The organism is Alteraurantiacibacter aestuarii (assembly GCF_039523595.1).
GTDB classification, from domain to species: Bacteria; Pseudomonadota; Alphaproteobacteria; order Sphingomonadales; family Sphingomonadaceae; genus Alteraurantiacibacter; species Alteraurantiacibacter aestuarii.
Genome location: NZ_BAAAFP010000001.1, coordinates 57,439 through 74,903, shown reverse-complemented (window position 1 = coordinate 74,903; position 17,465 = coordinate 57,439). Strand labels below are relative to the sequence as shown.

At 63.4% G+C, this 17,465-nt stretch carries 17 protein-coding genes and 1 tRNA gene; 13 read left to right on the top strand and 5 right to left on the bottom strand.

The features are described 5' to 3' along the window. Window positions 1-68: 68 nt before the first annotated feature. The 4 genes from ABDZ98_RS00325 (at window position 69) to ABDZ98_RS00310 (ending at window position 4,108) form a co-directional block, all read left to right on the top strand. Entirely contained in the window at window positions 69-533 is a 465-nt protein-coding gene (locus ABDZ98_RS00325) for a PH domain-containing protein (protein ID WP_237437445.1), read from the top strand. Then, a complete protein-coding gene (locus ABDZ98_RS00320; RefSeq protein ID WP_160590922.1) occupies window positions 530-2,113 on the top strand; it encodes a PH domain-containing protein in 1,584 nt (527 codons plus the stop codon). The genes ABDZ98_RS00325 and ABDZ98_RS00320 overlap by 4 nt, the downstream gene beginning before the upstream one ends. A 73-nt stretch (window positions 2,114-2,186) precedes the next feature. Beyond that, window positions 2,187-3,182 (top strand): threonine aldolase family protein, encoded by a 996-nt coding sequence (locus ABDZ98_RS00315; protein ID WP_160590924.1) that lies wholly within the window; start codon window positions 2,187-2,189, stop codon window positions 3,180-3,182. Continuing rightward, window positions 3,179-4,108, top strand: a complete 930-nt coding sequence (locus ABDZ98_RS00310; protein WP_160590926.1) for a DMT family transporter — start codon at window positions 3,179-3,181, stop codon at window positions 4,106-4,108. Before ABDZ98_RS00315 ends, ABDZ98_RS00310 begins: the two co-directional genes overlap by 4 nt. Here ABDZ98_RS00310 and ABDZ98_RS00305 read toward each other — a convergent pair. Further along, window positions 4,086-4,901 carry a Rossmann-fold NAD(P)-binding domain-containing protein gene (locus ABDZ98_RS00305; protein ID WP_160590928.1) on the bottom strand — a complete coding sequence of 272 codons (816 nt, stop codon included), beginning with the start codon at window positions 4,899-4,901 and terminating at the stop codon, window positions 4,086-4,088. The two genes, ABDZ98_RS00310 and ABDZ98_RS00305, sit on opposite strands and share 23 nt — an antisense overlap. A gap of 53 nt (window positions 4,902-4,954) precedes the next feature. On the opposite strand from ABDZ98_RS00305, the gene pepN reads away from it, so the two are divergent. The 9 genes from pepN (at window position 4,955) to ABDZ98_RS00260 (ending at window position 14,548) form a co-directional block, all read left to right on the top strand. Beyond that, on the top strand, window positions 4,955-7,609 hold the full coding sequence (gene pepN / locus ABDZ98_RS00300) for an aminopeptidase N (protein WP_160590930.1): 2,655 nt from the start codon (window positions 4,955-4,957) through the stop codon (window positions 7,607-7,609). Further along, window positions 7,581-8,375, top strand: a complete 795-nt coding sequence (gene pgeF / locus ABDZ98_RS00295; protein ID WP_160590932.1) for a peptidoglycan editing factor PgeF — start codon at window positions 7,581-7,583, stop codon at window positions 8,373-8,375. Before pepN ends, pgeF begins: the two co-directional genes overlap by 29 nt. Window positions 8,376-8,555: 180 nt before the next feature. Next, window positions 8,556-9,122, top strand: coding sequence for a ubiquinol-cytochrome c reductase iron-sulfur subunit (gene petA / locus ABDZ98_RS00290; RefSeq protein WP_160590934.1), 567 nt, complete (start codon window positions 8,556-8,558; stop codon window positions 9,120-9,122). 16 nt (window positions 9,123-9,138) lie between these two features. Further along, window positions 9,139-10,428: a cytochrome b gene (locus tag ABDZ98_RS00285; RefSeq protein ID WP_160590936.1), complete on the top strand. Its 1,290-nt coding sequence runs from the start codon at window positions 9,139-9,141 to the stop codon at window positions 10,426-10,428. Between the two features lie 28 nt (window positions 10,429-10,456). Continuing rightward, complete coding sequence (locus tag ABDZ98_RS00280) at window positions 10,457-11,308, top strand: cytochrome c1 (protein ID WP_160590938.1); 852 nt, start codon at window positions 10,457-10,459, stop codon at window positions 11,306-11,308. 10 nt (window positions 11,309-11,318) lie between these two features. After that, entirely contained in the window at window positions 11,319-11,852 is a 534-nt protein-coding gene (locus ABDZ98_RS00275; RefSeq protein ID WP_160590940.1) for an adenine phosphoribosyltransferase, read from the top strand. Between the two features lie 79 nt (window positions 11,853-11,931). Continuing rightward, a complete protein-coding gene (locus ABDZ98_RS00270; protein ID WP_160590942.1) occupies window positions 11,932-13,788 on the top strand; it encodes a cation:proton antiporter in 1,857 nt (618 codons plus the stop codon). A 23-nt stretch (window positions 13,789-13,811) separates the two neighbouring features. Beyond that, window positions 13,812-14,417 carry an OmpA family protein gene (locus ABDZ98_RS00265; RefSeq protein ID WP_160590944.1) on the top strand — a complete coding sequence of 202 codons (606 nt, stop codon included), beginning with the start codon at window positions 13,812-13,814 and terminating at the stop codon, window positions 14,415-14,417. A 57-nt stretch (window positions 14,418-14,474) separates the two neighbouring features. Beyond that, window positions 14,475-14,548: transfer RNA gene (locus tag ABDZ98_RS00260), tRNA-Gly, on the top strand. Between the two features lie 32 nt (window positions 14,549-14,580). Here the strand turns inward: ABDZ98_RS00260 and ABDZ98_RS00255 are convergent. The 4 genes from ABDZ98_RS00255 to ABDZ98_RS00240 all read right to left on the bottom strand — a co-directional run bounded on the left by ABDZ98_RS00255 (window position 14,581) and on the right by ABDZ98_RS00240 (window position 17,403). Then, a complete protein-coding gene (locus tag ABDZ98_RS00255) occupies window positions 14,581-15,531 on the bottom strand; it encodes a CPBP family intramembrane glutamic endopeptidase (protein ID WP_160590946.1) in 951 nt (316 codons plus the stop codon). A gap of 262 nt (window positions 15,532-15,793) precedes the next feature. Continuing rightward, window positions 15,794-16,258 carry a nuclear transport factor 2 family protein gene (locus ABDZ98_RS00250; RefSeq protein ID WP_160590948.1) on the bottom strand — a complete coding sequence of 155 codons (465 nt, stop codon included), beginning with the start codon at window positions 16,256-16,258 and terminating at the stop codon, window positions 15,794-15,796. Next, window positions 16,258-16,875: a pyridoxamine 5'-phosphate oxidase family protein gene (locus ABDZ98_RS00245; RefSeq protein WP_160590950.1), complete on the bottom strand. Its 618-nt coding sequence runs from the start codon at window positions 16,873-16,875 to the stop codon at window positions 16,258-16,260. Before ABDZ98_RS00245 ends, ABDZ98_RS00250 begins: the two co-directional genes overlap by 1 nt. A gap of 75 nt (window positions 16,876-16,950) precedes the next feature. After that, the gene (locus ABDZ98_RS00240; protein ID WP_425543024.1) at window positions 16,951-17,403 is read right to left on the bottom strand and encodes a carboxymuconolactone decarboxylase family protein; all 453 of its coding nucleotides are present in this window, start codon (window positions 17,401-17,403) and stop codon (window positions 16,951-16,953) included. Window positions 17,404-17,465 lie beyond the last annotated feature (62 nt).

Below are 17,465 nucleotides of genomic sequence, written 5' to 3'. Positions count from 1 at the left end.
CCGCCCGCCGCGCCGACACCCGCTTTGGCGCCTTGCCAGAAGCAGGTGTATTGTGCTTATAGAGCACCATGCCAGAGGACAAACTCACCCAGCTCGATCCCGCCTATGTCACCGTGATGCGGATTCAGGCGGTGCTCACTGCGATTCCTTTCGTGATCGGCGCGCTTGTGGGAGAGATCGGCGGCATGCTGATGTCCGGCGCTTTTCTGGTGCCGGTGGTGCTGGTGGCCGTGTTCCTGATCCTGATGGTGCCGCTGCGCCGCTTCAACGCGCGCGGATATGACATGGCCGATGATCGCCTGCGCGTGGTGCGCGGGCTGCTGTTCCGGTCGGACACGGTGGTGCCGTTCAGCCGGGTGCAGCATATCGATGTGGAACAGGGCCCGCTGGAACGCGCCTTCGGCATTGCCCGGCTGGTGCTGCATACGGCGGGAACGCATAATGCCTCCGTCACCCTGCCCGGCCTTGCTTATGACGATGCCGCCGCCATGCGCGAGGCGATCCGCGCCCACGTCAAGCGCGAGACGATGTGAACGACACTGCAGCAGAGATTGAGGCTGCCGGCGAGGCTGCCGGCCCAGGCTGGCAGCGCACCCATCCGCTGGCGATAGTGGCCAGCGGCCTGCGCGGGCTGCAACAATCGATCCTGCCGATTGTGGCGGTGATGTTCGGATCGCGCAGCATGGACAATGCCGCATGGATTGTCCCGCTGTTTGCAGGCGGCATTATCGCCATAAACCTTGCCGTCGCATGGCTGACTTGGCGGCGCGTGCGCTACTGCGTCGGGGCCAATGACATTCGCGTGGAGAAGGGGCTGATCAGCCGCTCTGCCCGCGCGGTTCCTTATGAGCGCATTCAGGATGTGAGCCTGGAACAAAAGCCCATTCCGCGCCTGCTCGGCCTGGTGGAGGTACGATTCGAGACGGGTGCGGGCGGCAAGGACGAACTGCAGCTGGCCTATGTCAGCAAGGATGAAGGCGAGCGCCTGCGCGATGTGGTGCGCGACCTGCGCGACGGTGTGGCTGATGGTGTGGCGGCTGGCGTGGCCGATGGCGGGCAGGATATTGCAACTGGCGCAGCGGGCGAAGCGGGACCGTCCGGGCAAAGCGAACGCAGCAAGCAGCTATTCGCCATGGGTCCGCGCCGGCTGCTGTTGCTGGGCCTGTTCGAATTTTCGCTGATCGCCATTGCCGTGCTGGGCGGCGCGGCACAGCAGCTCGATTTCCTGCTGCCGTTCAACCTGTGGGACGTGGGCGAGTGGCAGCATCTGGTTTCCGGCCCCGGCGCATGGCTGATGCGACTGGGCTGGGCGGCGCAGATCGTTGGCATGGCCATCGCCATTGCGGTGCTGGGCGTGGTGGGGCTGGGCACAGGCGTGCTGCGCACCTTCCTGCGCGACTGGGATTTCCGCCTCGACCAGACGCCCAAGGGCTTCCGGCGGCGGCGCGGACTGCTGACCAAGACCGATGTGGTCATGCCTGCGCACCGCGTTCAGGCGATTACCGTGGGCACCGGCCTGCTGCGGCGCGTCTGGGGCTGGCACAGCCTGTCCTTCGTCAGCCTGGCGCAGGATGCCAAATCGGCCAATCACGTGGTTGCCCCGCTGGCCCAGCTGGAGGAGATCGCGCCGATTGCCGAGGCTGCCCATTTCACCCTGCCCGCTGCCGATGCGGACTGGCACAGACCAAGCCGCAAATACCGGCTGGACAAGGCGCTGATGGGGGCCATTCCTGCCGCATTGGCCGGCAGTGCGGCGCTGGTATTCATTCCCTCTGTTCTGCCCGGACTGGCGCTGTTCGGCCTTGCCGGTTTCATCATCGCGCAGCAGCATTTCCTGTGGCTGCATGAACGCCATGCGCTGGATGCGCGGCAGATCATTTCGCGGCGCGGCTGGCTGGTGCCAAGGCTCCAGATCGCCAATCGGGTGAAGTTGCATTCGGTGGAGATTGCGCAGGGGCCGATTTCCCGCAGGCGCGGCTATGCCGATCTCAAGTTCGGGTTGGCCGGGGGCAGTTTTGCCTTCCACGGCCTGTCGATTGCAGAGGCGCAGGCGATGCGCGCTGCGGTCCTCGATTCCATTGCCTCTGTCGATTTCTCAAGACTTCCGCGCTGATTGAACCGAGCTGACAGGGCCATCGCCATAAGGCCATCTTGCTAAGATCGCGCCCTGCGGCCATTGCACTGCGATGCAATTCCTGTCCGACAATGCAGCACGCGTGCACCCTGCGGTGTGGGAGGCCATGAAGGCCGCCGACGCTCCCGATTCGCCCTATGACGGCGATGCGTTGAGCCAGCGGCTGGATGCGGTGTTCTCCGATCTGTTCGGGCGTGAATGCGCGGTGCTGTGGGCCAGCACCGGCACGGCTGCCAATTGTCTGGCGCTGGCGACGATGGTGCAGCCGCACGGCGGGGTGATCTGTCACCGCGAATCGCATATCGAAAGCGATGAATGCGGCGCGCCTGGTTTCTACCTTCACGGGGCCAAGCTGCTGCTGGCAGACGGCACCGGGGCCAGGCTGACGCCTGACAGCATCGGCGCAGTGCTGGCGGGCATTACCCGCGGCATTCACCAGGTGCAGGCGCACGCCATCTCCATCACGCAGGTGAGCGAATACGGGCTGACCTATGCACCGCAGGAACTGACGGCGATTGGCGAGCTGGCGCGCGAACATGGCCTTGGCCTGCATATGGACGGCGCGCGCTTTGCCAATGCGGTGGCTTATCTCGGCTGCTCGCCCGCGCAGGCAGCTGGCCCGGTCGACGCGCTCAGCTTCGGCTTCACCAAGAATGGCGGCATGGACGCAGAGGCGATCGTGTTCTTCGATGGCGAACAGGCCGATCTGGCCCGCTGGCGGCGCAAGCGGGCAGGCCACCTCCATTCCAAGGGCCGCTTTCTGGCGGCGCAGATTCTGGCGCTGCTGGAAGGCGGATTGTGGCTGCAACTGGCGCGCGCGGCCAATGATGCGGCAGCGCACATCGCTTCGGGCGCAGGCGAACGCCTGCTGCACGCCCCGCAGTCGAACGAGCTGTTCATGCGCATGAATGCGGATGAGCGCGCGGCGCTGCGGGCGCAGGGTTTTGCCTTTTACGACTGGGACGATGCGAGCGTGCGGCTGGTCACCAGCTGGGATACGCGCGGCGAAGATGCGCAGGCGCTGGCCACGGCAATCGCCGCGCTATGAGCCTTTCCCCGCAGTTGCATCACCGCCGCAGGCACGCGCTGCTGCGCCCTGAAGTGGCGATACCCTTCCTGCTGGTGGCGCTGATCTGGGGATCGACCTGGCTGGTGATCAAGGATCAGCTGGGGGCGGCACCGCCCAGCTGGTCTGTCGCCTACCGGTTTGCCATCGCCACGGCGGGGATGGCCCTGCTGGCTGCGCGGCAGGGCACGGGTTTTCGCATGACGGCGAGCGGCCATCTGTTTGCACTGGGCATCGGCCTGTCGCAGTTCTTTGGCAATTTCAACTTCGTCTACCGCGCCGAACTGCACCTGACATCGGGCATAGTGGCGGTGCTGTTTGCGCTGCTGATGGTGCCCAATGCTCTGCTGGGGCGGGTGTTTCTGGGCGTGACTGTTACCGGGCGCTTCCTGATCGGCACGGTCATCGCGCTGGGCGGCATCACTCTGCTGCTGGCGCATGAGAGCATGGCGATGGACCCTGGCACCAGTATCGAGCTGGGGCTGGTGTTCACCGTGCTGGGCATTCTGGCCGCCTCCATCGCCAATGTCATGCAGGCCAGCGAGACCGCCCGCAAACAGCCGATAGTCCTGCTGCTCGCCTGGGCGATGGCGTGGGGCACCTTGTTCGATATCACGCTGGCGTGGTCGGTATCCGGGCCGCCGGTGATTCCGGTGGAGCCGCGCTATTGGGCCGGCGTTGCCTATCTGGGCCTGATCGGGTCGGTGGTCACCTTTCCGCTCTATTTCAAGCTGATCCGCGATCTGGGACCGGGCCGCGCGGCCTATAATGGCGTGCTGGTGCCGGTGGTGGCGATGGCGCTGTCCACCGTGTTCGAGAATTACCAGTGGTCGCGGCTGGCGATTGCCGGTGCGGTGTTGGCGCTGCTCGGCATGCTGGTGGCGCTCAGGGGGCGCCAGATCGACTGATCGCCGCCTGGACCTCCGCCTGAATAGCTGCCAGCCCCTCACGATATGTCGGGAATTGGAGCTTCCAGCCCAGCACGCGCTTCGCCCGGCCATTCGCCACCCGGCGGTTCTCCAGATAGAATCCGCGCGCCATCGGGGACAGATCTGCCTCCTCCAGCGATTGCAGCGGCGGCGGCTCCACCCCCATCAACCGGCAGGCATGTTCGATCACCGCATTCTGGCTGCACGGCAGGTCGTCGGACAGATTATACGCGCCCGCCGGGGCGTCGCCCGTCATCGCCGCCACAACGCCGCTGGCGATATCGGCCACGTGCACGCGGCTGAACACCTGTCCGGGAATGGCGATCCGGTGCGCCTTGCCGCTGGCGATGCGCTCAAACGCGCTGCGGCTCGGACCATAGATGCCGGGCAGGCGGAACACGCGCGCGCCAAGATCCAGCCAGCGCGCATCGGCCTGCGCCCGCGCGCTGCGCCTGCCGGTGCCGGTGGGCGCGCTTTCATCCACCCATGCGCCATCGGTATCGCCATAGACTCCGGTGGAGGACAGATAACCCAGCCATTTGCCCGGTAACTTGTCGCCATAAGCATCCAGCACCGGGTCGCTGCCCGCCGATGGCGGCACGCTGGACAGCACGTGGCTGGCCCTTGCCAAAGCCGCTGCCACCGCCGCCGGATCGGCGAAATCGACATTGCCCGCACTGCCGGTCGCATCGACATGCCAGCCGCTTTGGCGCATGGTATCGGCGATGTAGCCCGCGCTATAGCCGAGGCCAAAAATGAACAGTTGAGCCATGTTGCGCGTTCTACTCACTGGACGGCGCAGCGAAAGGACCTAAATCGCAGCTTATGGATATTGCACGCACCCCTTCGAACCCTGATGGCAACCCCGAAATGGCCGATGCTGCCACCGGGCCAAAGGCGCCGGTCACCATTCGCCGCGAGGATTACAGGCCCTTCGCCTGGCTGGTGCCCGAAGTCGCGCTGGATTTCACGCTGGGACTGGACGAGACGCTGGTGGAGGCGCGGCTGGCGGTTTCTCGCAACCCTGCGGCACAGGCCGATCCGGTGCTGCGCCTGAATGGGGACGGGCTGTCACCGATAGAAGTTCGCGTGGATGGCGAAGCGGTGAACAGCTGGGTGATGGAGGGGGCCGACCTGCTCGTCACCCTGCCCGGCAATGCGCATAACGTGCAGATCACCACCCGGCTGGCACCATCGGACAACACGCAGCTGATGGGCCTCTATGCCTCCAGCGGAATGCTGTGCACCCAGTGCGAGGCGGAGGGCTTCCGCCGCATCACCTTCTTCCCGGACCGGCCCGATGTGCTGTCCAACTACCGGGTGCGGATGACGGGCGACAAGGCGCTGTTCCCCGTGCTGCTGTCCAACGGCAACTGCACCGATACCGGCACGCATGACGACGGCACCCATTGGGCCGAGTGGCACGATCCCTGGCCCAAGCCGTCTTACCTGTTCGCGCTGGTGGCGGGCGACCTTGTGGTCAACAAGGACAGCTTCACCACCATGAGCGGGCGCAAGGTCGATCTGGGCATTTACGTGCGCGACGGGGATCTGGACCGCACCGCCCATGCGATGGAATCGCTCAAGCAGTCGATGCTGTGGGACGAGCGCGTGTTCGGCCGCGAATATGACCTCGATACGTTCAACATCGTCGCCGTGTCCGATTTCAACATGGGCGCGATGGAGAACAAGGGCCTCAACGTCTTCAACACCAAATATGTGCTGGCCGACGCAGAAACCGCCACCGATGGCGATTATGACGGCATCGAAGGCGTTATCGGCCACGAATATTTCCACAACTGGTCGGGCAACAGGGTGACCTGCCGCGACTGGTTCCAGCTGAGCCTGAAGGAAGGCTTCACCGTGCTGCGCGATCAGCTGTTCAGCCAGGACATGGGCAGCGAGCCGGTCAAGCGGATAGAGGATGTGCGGGTGTTGCGCGGGGTGCAGTTTCCCGAGGATTCAGGCCCGCTGGCGCATCCCATCCGGCCCGATTCCTATCGAGAGATCTCCAACTTCTACACCGCCACCGTCTATAACAAGGGCGCAGAAGTGATCCGCATGATGCGCTCCATGTGCGGAGAGCAGGCCTTCAGGAAGGGTTGCGACCTGTATTTCGATCGGCATGACGGGGAGGCCGCGACCTGCGAGGACTTCATCAAGGCGATGGAGGATGGCGCCGGGCTGGACCTGGCGCAGTTCCGCCTGTGGTATTCGCAGGCCGGCACGCCGCGCGTATCGATCAGGATGGAGGCGGAAGGCGATGAGGTGGTGCTCCACCTGTCGCAGGACATTCCCGCAACCCCCGACCAGCCGACCAAGCAGCCCATGCCGATCCCGCTGCGCATCGCGCTGTTCGACCGGGCAACCGGCGCACATGGCGGCGAGCAGCTGATCGTGCTGGACAAGGCGCAGGACAGCTTCCGCTTCAAGGGAGTTTCGAGTGAGCCTGTCCTGTCGGTCAACCGCGGCTTTACCGCGCCGGTGGCGATCGAGAACCAGACCTCGGCAGAGGATCTGGTGTTCCTGGCCGCGCATGACGATGATCCCTTCGCCCGCTATGAGGCGATGCAGGAACTGGTCGTCACCCACCTCAAGGATGCCGTGGGCGGAAACCTGTCGGAACAGGATCGCCAGACCGGGCGCGAAGCCATTGGCCGGGCGCTGGCAGCGGTGCTGGCAGATGACCGGCTGGATGATCTGATGCGCGGCGAACTGCTGATTTTGCCGAGCAACACCTATCTGGCCGAACAGATGCTGATCGCCGATCCGGGCGCCATCCATCATGAACGCCAGGGCCTGCGCGCATGGCTGGGTGAGCAGCTGGAGGCGGAATTCGTCGCCCTGCACGATCGCGCCAGCGCGGTTCCCTTCAGCCTTGATGCCAGGGCTCGTGGGGCTCGAAAGGTGAAGACACAGGCGCTGGTCTATATGGCCAGCGGCAATCCCGATCTCGCCGCGCAGATGGCAGCCGGGCAATATGATGCGGCGGATAACATGACCGACCGTCAGGGCGCGCTGATGGTGCTGGCGGGGCTGCAAAGCGCGCAACGCACGCACAAGCTGCTCGATTTCTACAACCGCTATCATGACAATGAACTGGTGATCGACAAGTGGTTCGCCATTCAGGCCGGTTCGCTGCATCCGCAGGTGCTGGCGCATGTGAAGGCGCTGGCGGATCACCCGCAATTCACCCTGAAGAACCCCAACCGCGTACGCTCGCTGTACATGGCCTTTGCCGCCAATCCGCACGGCTTCCATGCCGAGGATGGCGAGGGCTACCGGATGATCGCGGACCTGATCCTGGCGCTCGACCCGCTCAATCCGCAGACGGCGGCGCGCTTCGTCCCGCCGCTTGGCCGGTGGCGGCGAATCGAGCCGGGCCGCGCGGCGCTGATGCGCGGCGAGCTGGAGCGTATTGCGGCGGCGGATAATCTGTCACGCGATACGCATGAACAGGTGGCCCGCAGCCTTGGCTGATCTTGGCGTACCTCCTGTCGAGGTGATTCGCAGCGCCGCGCTGGCCGGGTTGCCGCATGGCTTTCTGGGCCGCATCGGCGGGGTCAGCCAGGGCGCGGTGGCCGGATTGCAGGTCGGCTTCAACGCGGGCGATGACGATGTGCATGTGGCGCAAAACCGCCGCCGCGCGCTCGATGCCGTCTGCCCCGGCGCGCAGCTGGTTACGGTGAAGCAGGTCCATTCCTCGCGCGCCGAGACCGCGACTGCTCCGTGGGCAGAAGACGAGCGGCCCGAGGTCGATGCCATCGTCACCAGCACGCCCGGACTGGCGCTGGCCATCGTGACGGCGGATTGCGCCCCCGTGCTGCTGGCAGACCGAGAGGCGGGCGTGATCGGCGCGGCCCATGCCGGCTGGCGCGGCGCGCATGGCGGGGTGCTGGAGGCAACCGTCAGGCGGATGGAGGAGCTGGGCGCCGTTGCCGGGCGAATCCACGCCACCATCGGTCCGTGCATTGCCCAGGCCAGTTATGAGGTGGGTTATGACCTGCGCGAGAAATTTGACGACAAGGACGCGCATTTCTTCACTCTGGGCAGGCCGGGCAAGTGGCAGTTCGACCTTGAATCCTATGTCGCCGCGCGGCTGGAATCGCGCAAACTGGGGCGCGTGGAGAAGCTTGGGCTGGACACATATGGCGATGAGCAGCGGTTCTTTTCGCACCGCCGATCGGTGCATAAGCACGAGCCGACATATGGCCGCCAGTTCTCCATCATCGCCCTGCCGGGCTAGCCACAAAGTGCCCGCCTGTCACATTAGCGCCAAAAGGCGGGTTGGCAGGGGCGATTTGCTCGTCTATCAGCCGCGCCAAGTCGCCGCCCCGGGGCCCCGTTCGGCGCGCGGCTGGTCAGAATTCTTTTCGCGTTGTCCGGCAGCTTTTTGCAGGGGCAAACGGGCAGGCAAGGCAAGGTAATGGCAACCACCACTGACACGGCGTTTACGGATGCAGCAGCCGAAGGCGGCGTGCGCCGTCGTGACTTCATCGAAATTGCTGCCGTCGCAACGGCGGGCGTTGGCGGGCTGATCGCGGTGCTGCCGCTGGTCAGCCAGATGGCACCGTCCAAGGACGTGCTGGCCGAAAGCACCACCGAACTGGATATTACCTCGCTCGAAGCGGGCCAGTCGATCAAGGCGGTGTTCCGCAAGCAGCCGGTTTTCGTGCGTCATCTGACGCCTGCGGAAATGCAGGCTGCCGATGCCGTTCCGGTTGACGATCTGCGCGATCCGCAGACGCTGGCTGAACGCACCATCGTGGGCCATGAGAACATTCTGGTGGTGATGGGCGTGTGCACCCATCTGGGCTGCGTTCCGCTGGGCGCTGCCGAGGGTGAGAACAAGGGCGAATTTGGCGGATACTTCTGCCCGTGCCATGGTTCGCACTACGACACGGCCGCCCGCATTCGCAAAGGTCCGGCCCCCAAGAATCTGGAAGTGCCGGCATACGAATTCACCTCCGATACGACACTCGTGATCGGTTGAGGCGAGAGATAGCGCAATGAGTTTTCCCTGGGCCAAGCAATACGAACCCACCAATCCGGTGATGAAGTTTCTCGATGAGAAGCTGCCTCTCCCGCGTCTGGTCTTCAATGCCGTGGGTGCCGGATATCCGGTTCCGCGCAATCTCTCCTACATGTGGAATTTCGGCGTTCTGGCCGGGTTCTGCCTCGTTCTGCAGATTGTCACCGGCGTTGTGCTGGCGATGCATTATGCCGCCAATGACGCAGTGGCCTTCAATTCGGTCGAACACATCATGCGCGACGTCAACTGGGGCTGGCTGATGCGTTATGCGCACGCCAATGGCGCCAGCTTCTTCTTCGTGGTGATCTACCTCCACCTGTTCCGCGGCTTCTTCTACTCTTCGTACAAGGCCCCGCGCGAAATGGTCTGGCTGATCGGCGTGGTCATCTTCCTGCTGATGATGGCAACCGGCTTCATGGGCTATGTGCTTCCCTGGGGGCAGATGAGCTTCTGGGGCGCCAAGGTGATTACCGGCCTGTTTGGCGCCATCCCGGTTGTGGGTGAGCCGCTGCAGATCTGGCTGCTGGGTGGCTATGCGCCGGACAATGCCGCGCTCAACCGCTTCTTCAGCCTGCACTTCCTGCTGCCCTTCGTGATCGCCGGCTGTGTGATCCTGCACATCTGGGCGCTGCATATTCCCGGATCTTCCAACCCCACGGGCGTGGAAGTGAAGAGCGAAAGCGACACGCTGCCTTTCCACCCGTATTACACGGCGAAGGACGGCTTCGGCCTGGGCGTTGCGCTGATCATCTACATGGCGTTCGTGTTCTTCATGCCGAATGCGCTGGGCCACCCGGACAACTATATCCCGGCCAACCCGCTCTCCACGCCTGCGCACATCGTGCCCGAATGGTACTTCTGGCCGTTCTACGCCATCCTGCGCGCCTTCACCTTTGACTTCATCCTGCCGGCCAAGCTGTGGGGCGTGCTCGCCATGTTCAGCGCGATCCTGGTGTGGTTCTTCCTGCCCTGGCTGGACAAGTCACCTGTTCGCAGCGGCCATTATCGCCCGTTGTTCCGCAAGTTCTTCTGGCTGCTGGTGGTCGACATGCTGATCCTGTTCTGGCTCGGCGGCGCCGCGGCGGAAGAGCCCTATGTGATGTTCAGCCAGATCGCGACCGCATATTACTTCCTGCATTTCCTTGTGATCCTGCCGATCATCTCTTCGATAGAGCGGCCGGAGCCCTTGCCCTTCTCGATTACCGAGGCTGTGCTGGGTGAGGACGACAAGGCAGTGCTGGGCGACAACGCCAAGCCGGCTGCTTGACGCGCGGGTTTAGGGGAAAGACGAGATCATGATCCGCCTTGTAGGAATTCTTGTTGGCCTGGGTTTCACCTTCGTGGTGCTGCTGGCTTTCGCGTTCGGTTTTGCGAACTGGGCTTCGGACGACACTCCGCCGACGGCAGAGAGCGTGTTCCATCTGGCCCCCAAGCATGTCGAGTTTGAGCATGACGGCCTGTTCCCCTCGTGGGACCTGGCGCAGCTTCAGCGCGGCTATCAGGTGTACAAGGAAGTGTGCAGCGCCTGCCACTCCCTCAACCAGATCGCCTTCCGCAACCTGTCGGAGCTTGGCTATAACGAGGATGAGGTCAAGGCTGAGGCTGCCAACTGGGTGGTTCCGGGCGTTGATCCCAACACCGGCGAAGCGTCCACCCGTCCGGGCACGCCGACCGATAATTTCCCGCGACCTTACGCCAATGACGTGGCGGCGCGTGCGGCCAACAACAACGCCATTCCGCCGGATCTTTCGCTGATGACCAAGGCGCGGCATCACGGCCCGGCCTATGTCTATTCGCTGCTGACCGGTTATCAGGAGCCTTCGGCGGAGCTGCTCGCCAGCTATCCCGAGGCTGCTCCGGCCACCGGCCTGCACCACAACCCGTATTTCGCCAATCTCAACCTGGCGATGGCGCCCCCGCTGACTGCCGATGGCCAGGTCACCTATGCCGATGGCACGGAAGCGAGCATCGACCAGATGGCGCAGGACGTGGCCGCTTTCCTGACATGGACCGCAGAGCCTTCGCTGGTGGAACGCAAGCGTGCCGGCTGGCCGGTTCTGGGCTTCCTGCTGTTTGCCACCATCCTGGCATGGCTGGCCAAGAAGCAGGTCTGGGCGAACGCCAAGCCGAAGCGCAAGGAAGACTGAGGTCCGGGCTTTGACCCGAGATGACCTCAAGACCCTGATCCGCACTGTCCCGGATTTTCCGGCCGCAGGTATCCAGTTTCGTGACATCACCACGCTCATCGCAGATGGGCGTGGTTTGTCCGCGACTATCGATCATCTTGCCCGGCTTGCCCCTCCCGGCACCGCCTCTGTCGCTGGCATAGAGGCGCGCGGCTTTATCTTCGGAACCGCTCTGGCAGCGCGTCTGGGCGTGGGCTTCATCCCCGTGCGCAAGGCCGGAAAGCTGCCGGTGGAGACAATCGGCCAGGACTATGCGCTGGAATATGGCGAAGCGCGGGTGGAGATCGATCCGACCCTGCTCAGCCCCGGCGAACAGGTGCTGCTGGTGGACGATCTGATCGCCACGGGCGGCACCGCCCTGGCCGCGGCGCAATTGTTGCGCCGGGCTGGCGCACGCTGCGATAACGCGCTGTTCGTGATCGATCTGCCCGAACTTGGCGGGGCCGACCGGTTGCGTGATGCCGGCATCGCTTCGCATGCGCTGATGGATTTTGCTGGCCATTAGGCAAGTTACGGGAAAGAACGTCGCGTTCGGACGTTTTGAACAACAGGCCCGTATGCGCTAGGCCTCTGACCGGAGCTTCATGGAACAACAGGCCTTCGTCATCGCCCTTGTCGGCATATTGGGAATCGGCGCGCAATGGGTTGCGTGGCGGACCGGCTGGCCCGCCATCGTGCTGATGCTGGCGGCGGGCTTCCTGGCCGGCCCAGCGCTGGGCATACTCGATCCGCAGGCAGCCTTTGGCGATATGCTGGTGCCGATGATCTCCATCGGCGTGGCGCTGATCCTGTTCGAAGGCGGGCTCAGCCTCGATTTTCGTGAATTGCGCAAATATGGCGGCGGCGTCTGGCGTCTGGTGATCATCGGCGTGCCGCTGGGCTGGCTGCTGGGATCGCTGGCGGGTTATTACGTGGCCGGGCTGGTGTGGCCGGTGGCCATCCTGTTTGCCGGCATATTGGTGGTTACCGGCCCCACGGTGGTGATGCCCTTGCTGCGGCAATCGACGGTGCAACAGCGCCCCGCCGCCTTGCTGAAATGGGAAGCCATCGTCAACGATCCCTTCGGCGCCTTGTGCGCGGTGATTGCCTACGAATATTTCCGCTATGTCGGCGATGGCGCCACGATGGTGGAAATCGTGCCGCCTCTGATCATCGCCGCGGTCATCGCCGGGCTGATCGGCTATGCGGCGGCATGGATTATCGCCTGGGCTTTCCCGCGCGGTTTCGTGCCCGAATTCCTCAAGGTGCCGGTGCTGCTGGTCGTGGTTGTCGGCGTCTTCGTGCTGTGCAACGCGATCGAGCATGAAGCTGGCTTGGTGGCGGTTACCGTCATGGGCATCGCGCTGGCCAACATGAATGTCGCCTCACTGCGCAGCATTCATCCCTTCAAGCAGAACATCGCCTTGCTGCTGGTGTCGGGCATTTTCATCCTGCTGTCCGCCAGCCTGGATTTTGCCCAGTTGCGCCAGTTTGAATGGCAGTTCGGCCTGTTCCTGCTCGCCCTGCTGTTCGTGGTGCGCCCGGCGACCGTGCTGATCAGTCTGGCATTCAGCAGCGTGCCGTGGAACGAGCGGCTGTTCCTCGCCTGGATCGCCCCGCGCGGTATCGTGCTGGTGGCCATCAGCGGCCTGTTCGCCCTGCGCCTGTCGGATCTGGGCTATGCTGATGGCTCGATCCTGATCGGCCTCAGCTTTGCGGTGGTGGTGACCACTATCGTGGCCCACGGCTTTACGATTAACATCGTCGCCAAATGGCTCAAGGTTCGTGGCGAATCGCGTCCTGGCCTGCTGATCGTCGGCGCCACGCCGTGGACCATTGCCCTGGCAAAACAGATGCACGGTATCAGCACGCCGGTAATGCTGGTCGATGCCAGCTGGCTGCGGCTCAAACCCGCACGCGCGGCGGGCATTCCCACCTATCACGGCGAAATCCTCAACGAAGCGACCGAACACAACCTCGATCTCACGCCCTTCAACGTGCTGATCGCCGCCACCGACAACGAGGCGTACAACACGCTCGTCTGTTCCGAATTCGCGCCCGAAATCGGCACCGATTCGGTGTACCAGCTGGGTGAGGGCGGCGATGATGGCGATCACCGCAAGATGCCCGCCAGCCTGCGTGGCCGCGCTCTGTTTGCATCGGGCTTCAGCGTCGCCGATGTGCACCAACGGCAGATGGAAGGCTGGGTCTTCCGCAAGACCAAGCTGTCCGATCATTTCGATATAGAAGATGCCAAGGGCGTTCTGCCCGAAGCCACCAATATGCTGCTGCTGGTAAAGCCCAACGGCCGCATGCGCTTTTTCACCCATGCCTCCGCGCCGGAGCCGCAGGCAGGAGATGTTGTCATCAGCTTCTCACCGCCAGGGAAGAAGGGCGAAGAAGAAAGTGCTGCCGCCAGAAGAGCCGCCAAGGCAGGCGCCGCAAAGGTGCAGACAGCATGATACAAAGGATGAGGAAGCAAGGCATGGATATCACCCCGGGCAAACTGATCATGATCAGCGCGGCGGCGTTGCTGGTATCGGCATGCGAACTGCGACAGGAAGGCGGCGGCGAGCCGGAACCGGCCACGAGCGGGCAGCCGGCAGACCCCGCGCCCACATCCACAGCCACCACCGTGATGGAAGAAACGCCCGCCGCATCGATCATTCGCGACGATGCCCGCCGGGAGGAACTGGCGACACCGGTGGAGGCGCTGAAAGTCACTGTTCCGCTGGGCAACAGCGGCAATGAACTGGGCGCGGATGCACAGCAGGTGCTGCGCGAAGTGCTTGAAAGCGATGCCCTGCGCGAAGGCTGGCCGGTGATCCTGCGCGGCCATACGGACAGTTCGGGCAATGACAGCGCCAATCTGCGCGCCTCACGCTCACGCGCAGAGGCCGTGGCCGCATGGCTGGTGGAACGCGGCGTGGATGATGAGCGAATCACGGTGATCGCCTTTGGCGAACAGAACCCGATTGCGCCCAATGCCCTGCCCAACGGCATGCCCGATGAAGCGGGCCGGGCGCGCAACCGCAGGGTGGAGATCGAAATTGCTCCCGAAACAGGTCCGGCACCCTCTTCTGCGCCGTAAGCCGATCAGGGCGCTTGACGAACCGCCCCTGCCGGTGGCAATCGCGGCGGCGAGCGGGCGGGTATAGCTTAGTGGTAAAGCACCAGCCTTCCAAGCTGGCTATGAGGGTTCGATTCCCTCTACCCGCTCCAGCCGCCTTTCCGCCAATGCCGCCTTCAGCCCGTCAGGCGGTGGTGTTCGGTGGCTTATGTCCGGTAGAAGGTCCCGCACAGTTCGGAGCGAACTCTCTGGACCAGGCCTCGAAGCGACCCGAACGCCACGCGAGCCACAGGACAAGGCCTCCCACGGCACTGCATACGACCAATGCCAGCAATGAGGCTTCTGGACCGAATGCGCCGCCTGTGAGCCAATCTGGAAACTGGTCGCTTGCGGTGCTGACGGCCATCGCCCCGCCAAAGTCTCCGCCTGAAACAGCGGCGCCGAAGATATAGCCCTGGGTGAAGTTCCATCCTGCGTGGACGCCAATCGAAACCCACAGGCGACCGGTCAACACGTAGAATGCGCCGAGCAGCAATCCACCTTCGATGGCGACGCAAATGCCTGGAAGAAGTGTCGCGCCCGGATTGGCAAGATGACCGGCGCCAAACAGCAGCATCGAGACTGCCAAAGCCGGCCAGGGACCGACACTGCGCCATAGCAGCCGCAGGATGACTCCCCGAATGAGGACTTCCTCCAGAATGCCGGATTCAATCGCCAGCCCGGCACCGCGCCAGGCGGGCGCGAGGCCCTGGAAGGACATGTCATAAAGGCCTGTGCCAATCAGAATGCCCATAACTGAACTGAACAGGGCCAGCCCGATGGCCAGACCCGCGAGGAGACCCATCGGCGCCGATGCCAAAGCAATTTCGCTGGGTGCGCGCGCTTCACCAATTCTCACGAGCAGGGCGTAACAGCTCAGGACAATAACCGCGCCTGCGCCATGCGCCAGGAATTGAAAGCCTGGCTGATCCGGCAGTGCATTCGATAGCCATTCTGAAGCGAGTCCGAAGGGGATCATTACGGCAAAAATCAGGATGACAATCCAGACAAGTGCCCGTGCCCAAAGCCACCTGCCCGGGCGCAGAATCCGCTGATTGCCCAAAACTGGCTGAATACCAAATTGCAGTCCAAACATTGCGGGTCCTCGACCTTTGTCCTGGCTACTTGCTTTTGTCGGCGACCTGCCGGTCACATTCAGATTGTAGGCTGGCCCTTGATCGAGGTTCAGAATCTGCAGGCAACGCCAACAAGGGCTGGTTGGCGCTGGCAATGACTGCGCCTGTTTCCCGCTTGCGTGAAGCGATATTCGACACGGGCATTGGCGTGCTGGCTGATCGCGTGTTCACGCCCGGCGCTGGCGTGCCATCCGTTGAGGTCCGAAAAGTCGACCAGCCGGATCAGAGTCCAAGGGCGGTAAGGTCAGGATAGTCGACCGGGCGCGGCCCTTCGGGCCACAGGAGTCTGCGGTCCGCCTGGTCAATGGGATGTTCGTTGATGCTGGCAATCCGGATTTCCATCAGGCCATCTGCGTCAAACTGCCAGTTCTCGTTGCCATAGGCGCGAAACCAGTTGTTGCTGTCATCGTGATATTCATAGGCGAACCGCACTGCAATCCGGTTGCCGGCATGCGCCCAAACCTGCTTGACCAGGCGATAGTCCAGTTCGCGCGCCCACTTGCGGGTGAGCAGGGCCACAATGGCATCGCGGCCCGTTACAAATTCAGCGCGGTTCCGCCACCTGCTGTCCGGCGTATAGGCCAGGGCAACGCGCGCGGGATCGCGGCTGTTCCACGCGTCTTCGGCCATACGCGCCTTCTGGGCGGCGGTTTCATCGGTGAAAGGCGGGAGTGGAGGACGGCTCATCAGGGTTTCCTTTCCAACTTTGCAATCAGGGCGGCATTTTCTGCCTCAATGGTTTCGATGCGCGCTTCCAGCCTGCTGACGGTTTCGGCCACATCTGCCGCATCGATCTTTATCGGTATATGCTGCGGGCAATTGATGTCCCATGCCTCTACCTCGAACAGGATCGCCTGTTCGGCCCTTGCGCGGTAATCTTCCGGCAGAAGCTGTTCGATCAGTACCGCATCGTCGGTGATCACCCGCGCGCGGCCCCAGATCTTGATACGGCGGCGATGCGCATAATCCATCAAGAACAGGAACGCCTTGTCGTTCTCGGCCAGATTGCCGGCTGAGATATACTGCCTGTTGCCGGTGTAATCGGCAAAGGCGAGGGTGGCTGGACCGATCAGGCGAATGAACCCCCTGGGGCCGCCCCGATGCTGCGCATAGGACTGACCTTCGGCATTGGCGGTGGCCAGATAGGCCGTATCGACGGCGGCGATAAAGTCAGCCAGCTCGTCGGTAATCCGGGTGCGAAAACCGCCCCGGTCTTCCATCCGGGCATAGCTGGCCCGCGAACCGCGCGCCGTCTGCAAGGCTTTGACGGCGGGTGTGAAGGCAATGTCGCTTGCGGGTTTCATGGGTTTCTCTCTGGCGCAGGGCAGGATGGGCGGGCACCGGTGGACGGGGACGACCGGTGCCCGCTTCCCGACAGGTCAGGCAGCCTGACGGGCGTCGACGACGGGAAAGTCGATTTCGGTCTGAAACACTTCGTTGAAATAGTTGGTCCAGGTGTTGAGCGCGACATGCTGGACGATCTCGATGATCTGCCCATCGCTGTAGCCGGCAAGGCGAACCGCGGCAAAATCGGCGTCAGTGATATGCCCACGATCCACTGCCACCCTGGCAGCGAAACGGACGGCAGCATCGGCCTTGGGATCATTCGATCCACCGGCCCGGTTGGCGGCAATCTCAGCATCGTCCAGCATGGCGAGGTTCTTGCCCAGATAGGTGTGCGCCGACAGGCAATAATTGCACCCGTTCACCTGGCCGATTGCAAGCGCGATCCGCTCACGGGTTGCGGCCGGAAGGGCGCCCTTGTTGAGCGCGCCGGACATGGCCAGATATCCTTCGAGTGCCTGGGGGCTGATCGAGCTCAGACGAAACATGTTCGGCGCGGAGCCAAGCTGCTTCGCGACCGCTTCCAGCAGAGGCTGTGACTTTGCCGGTG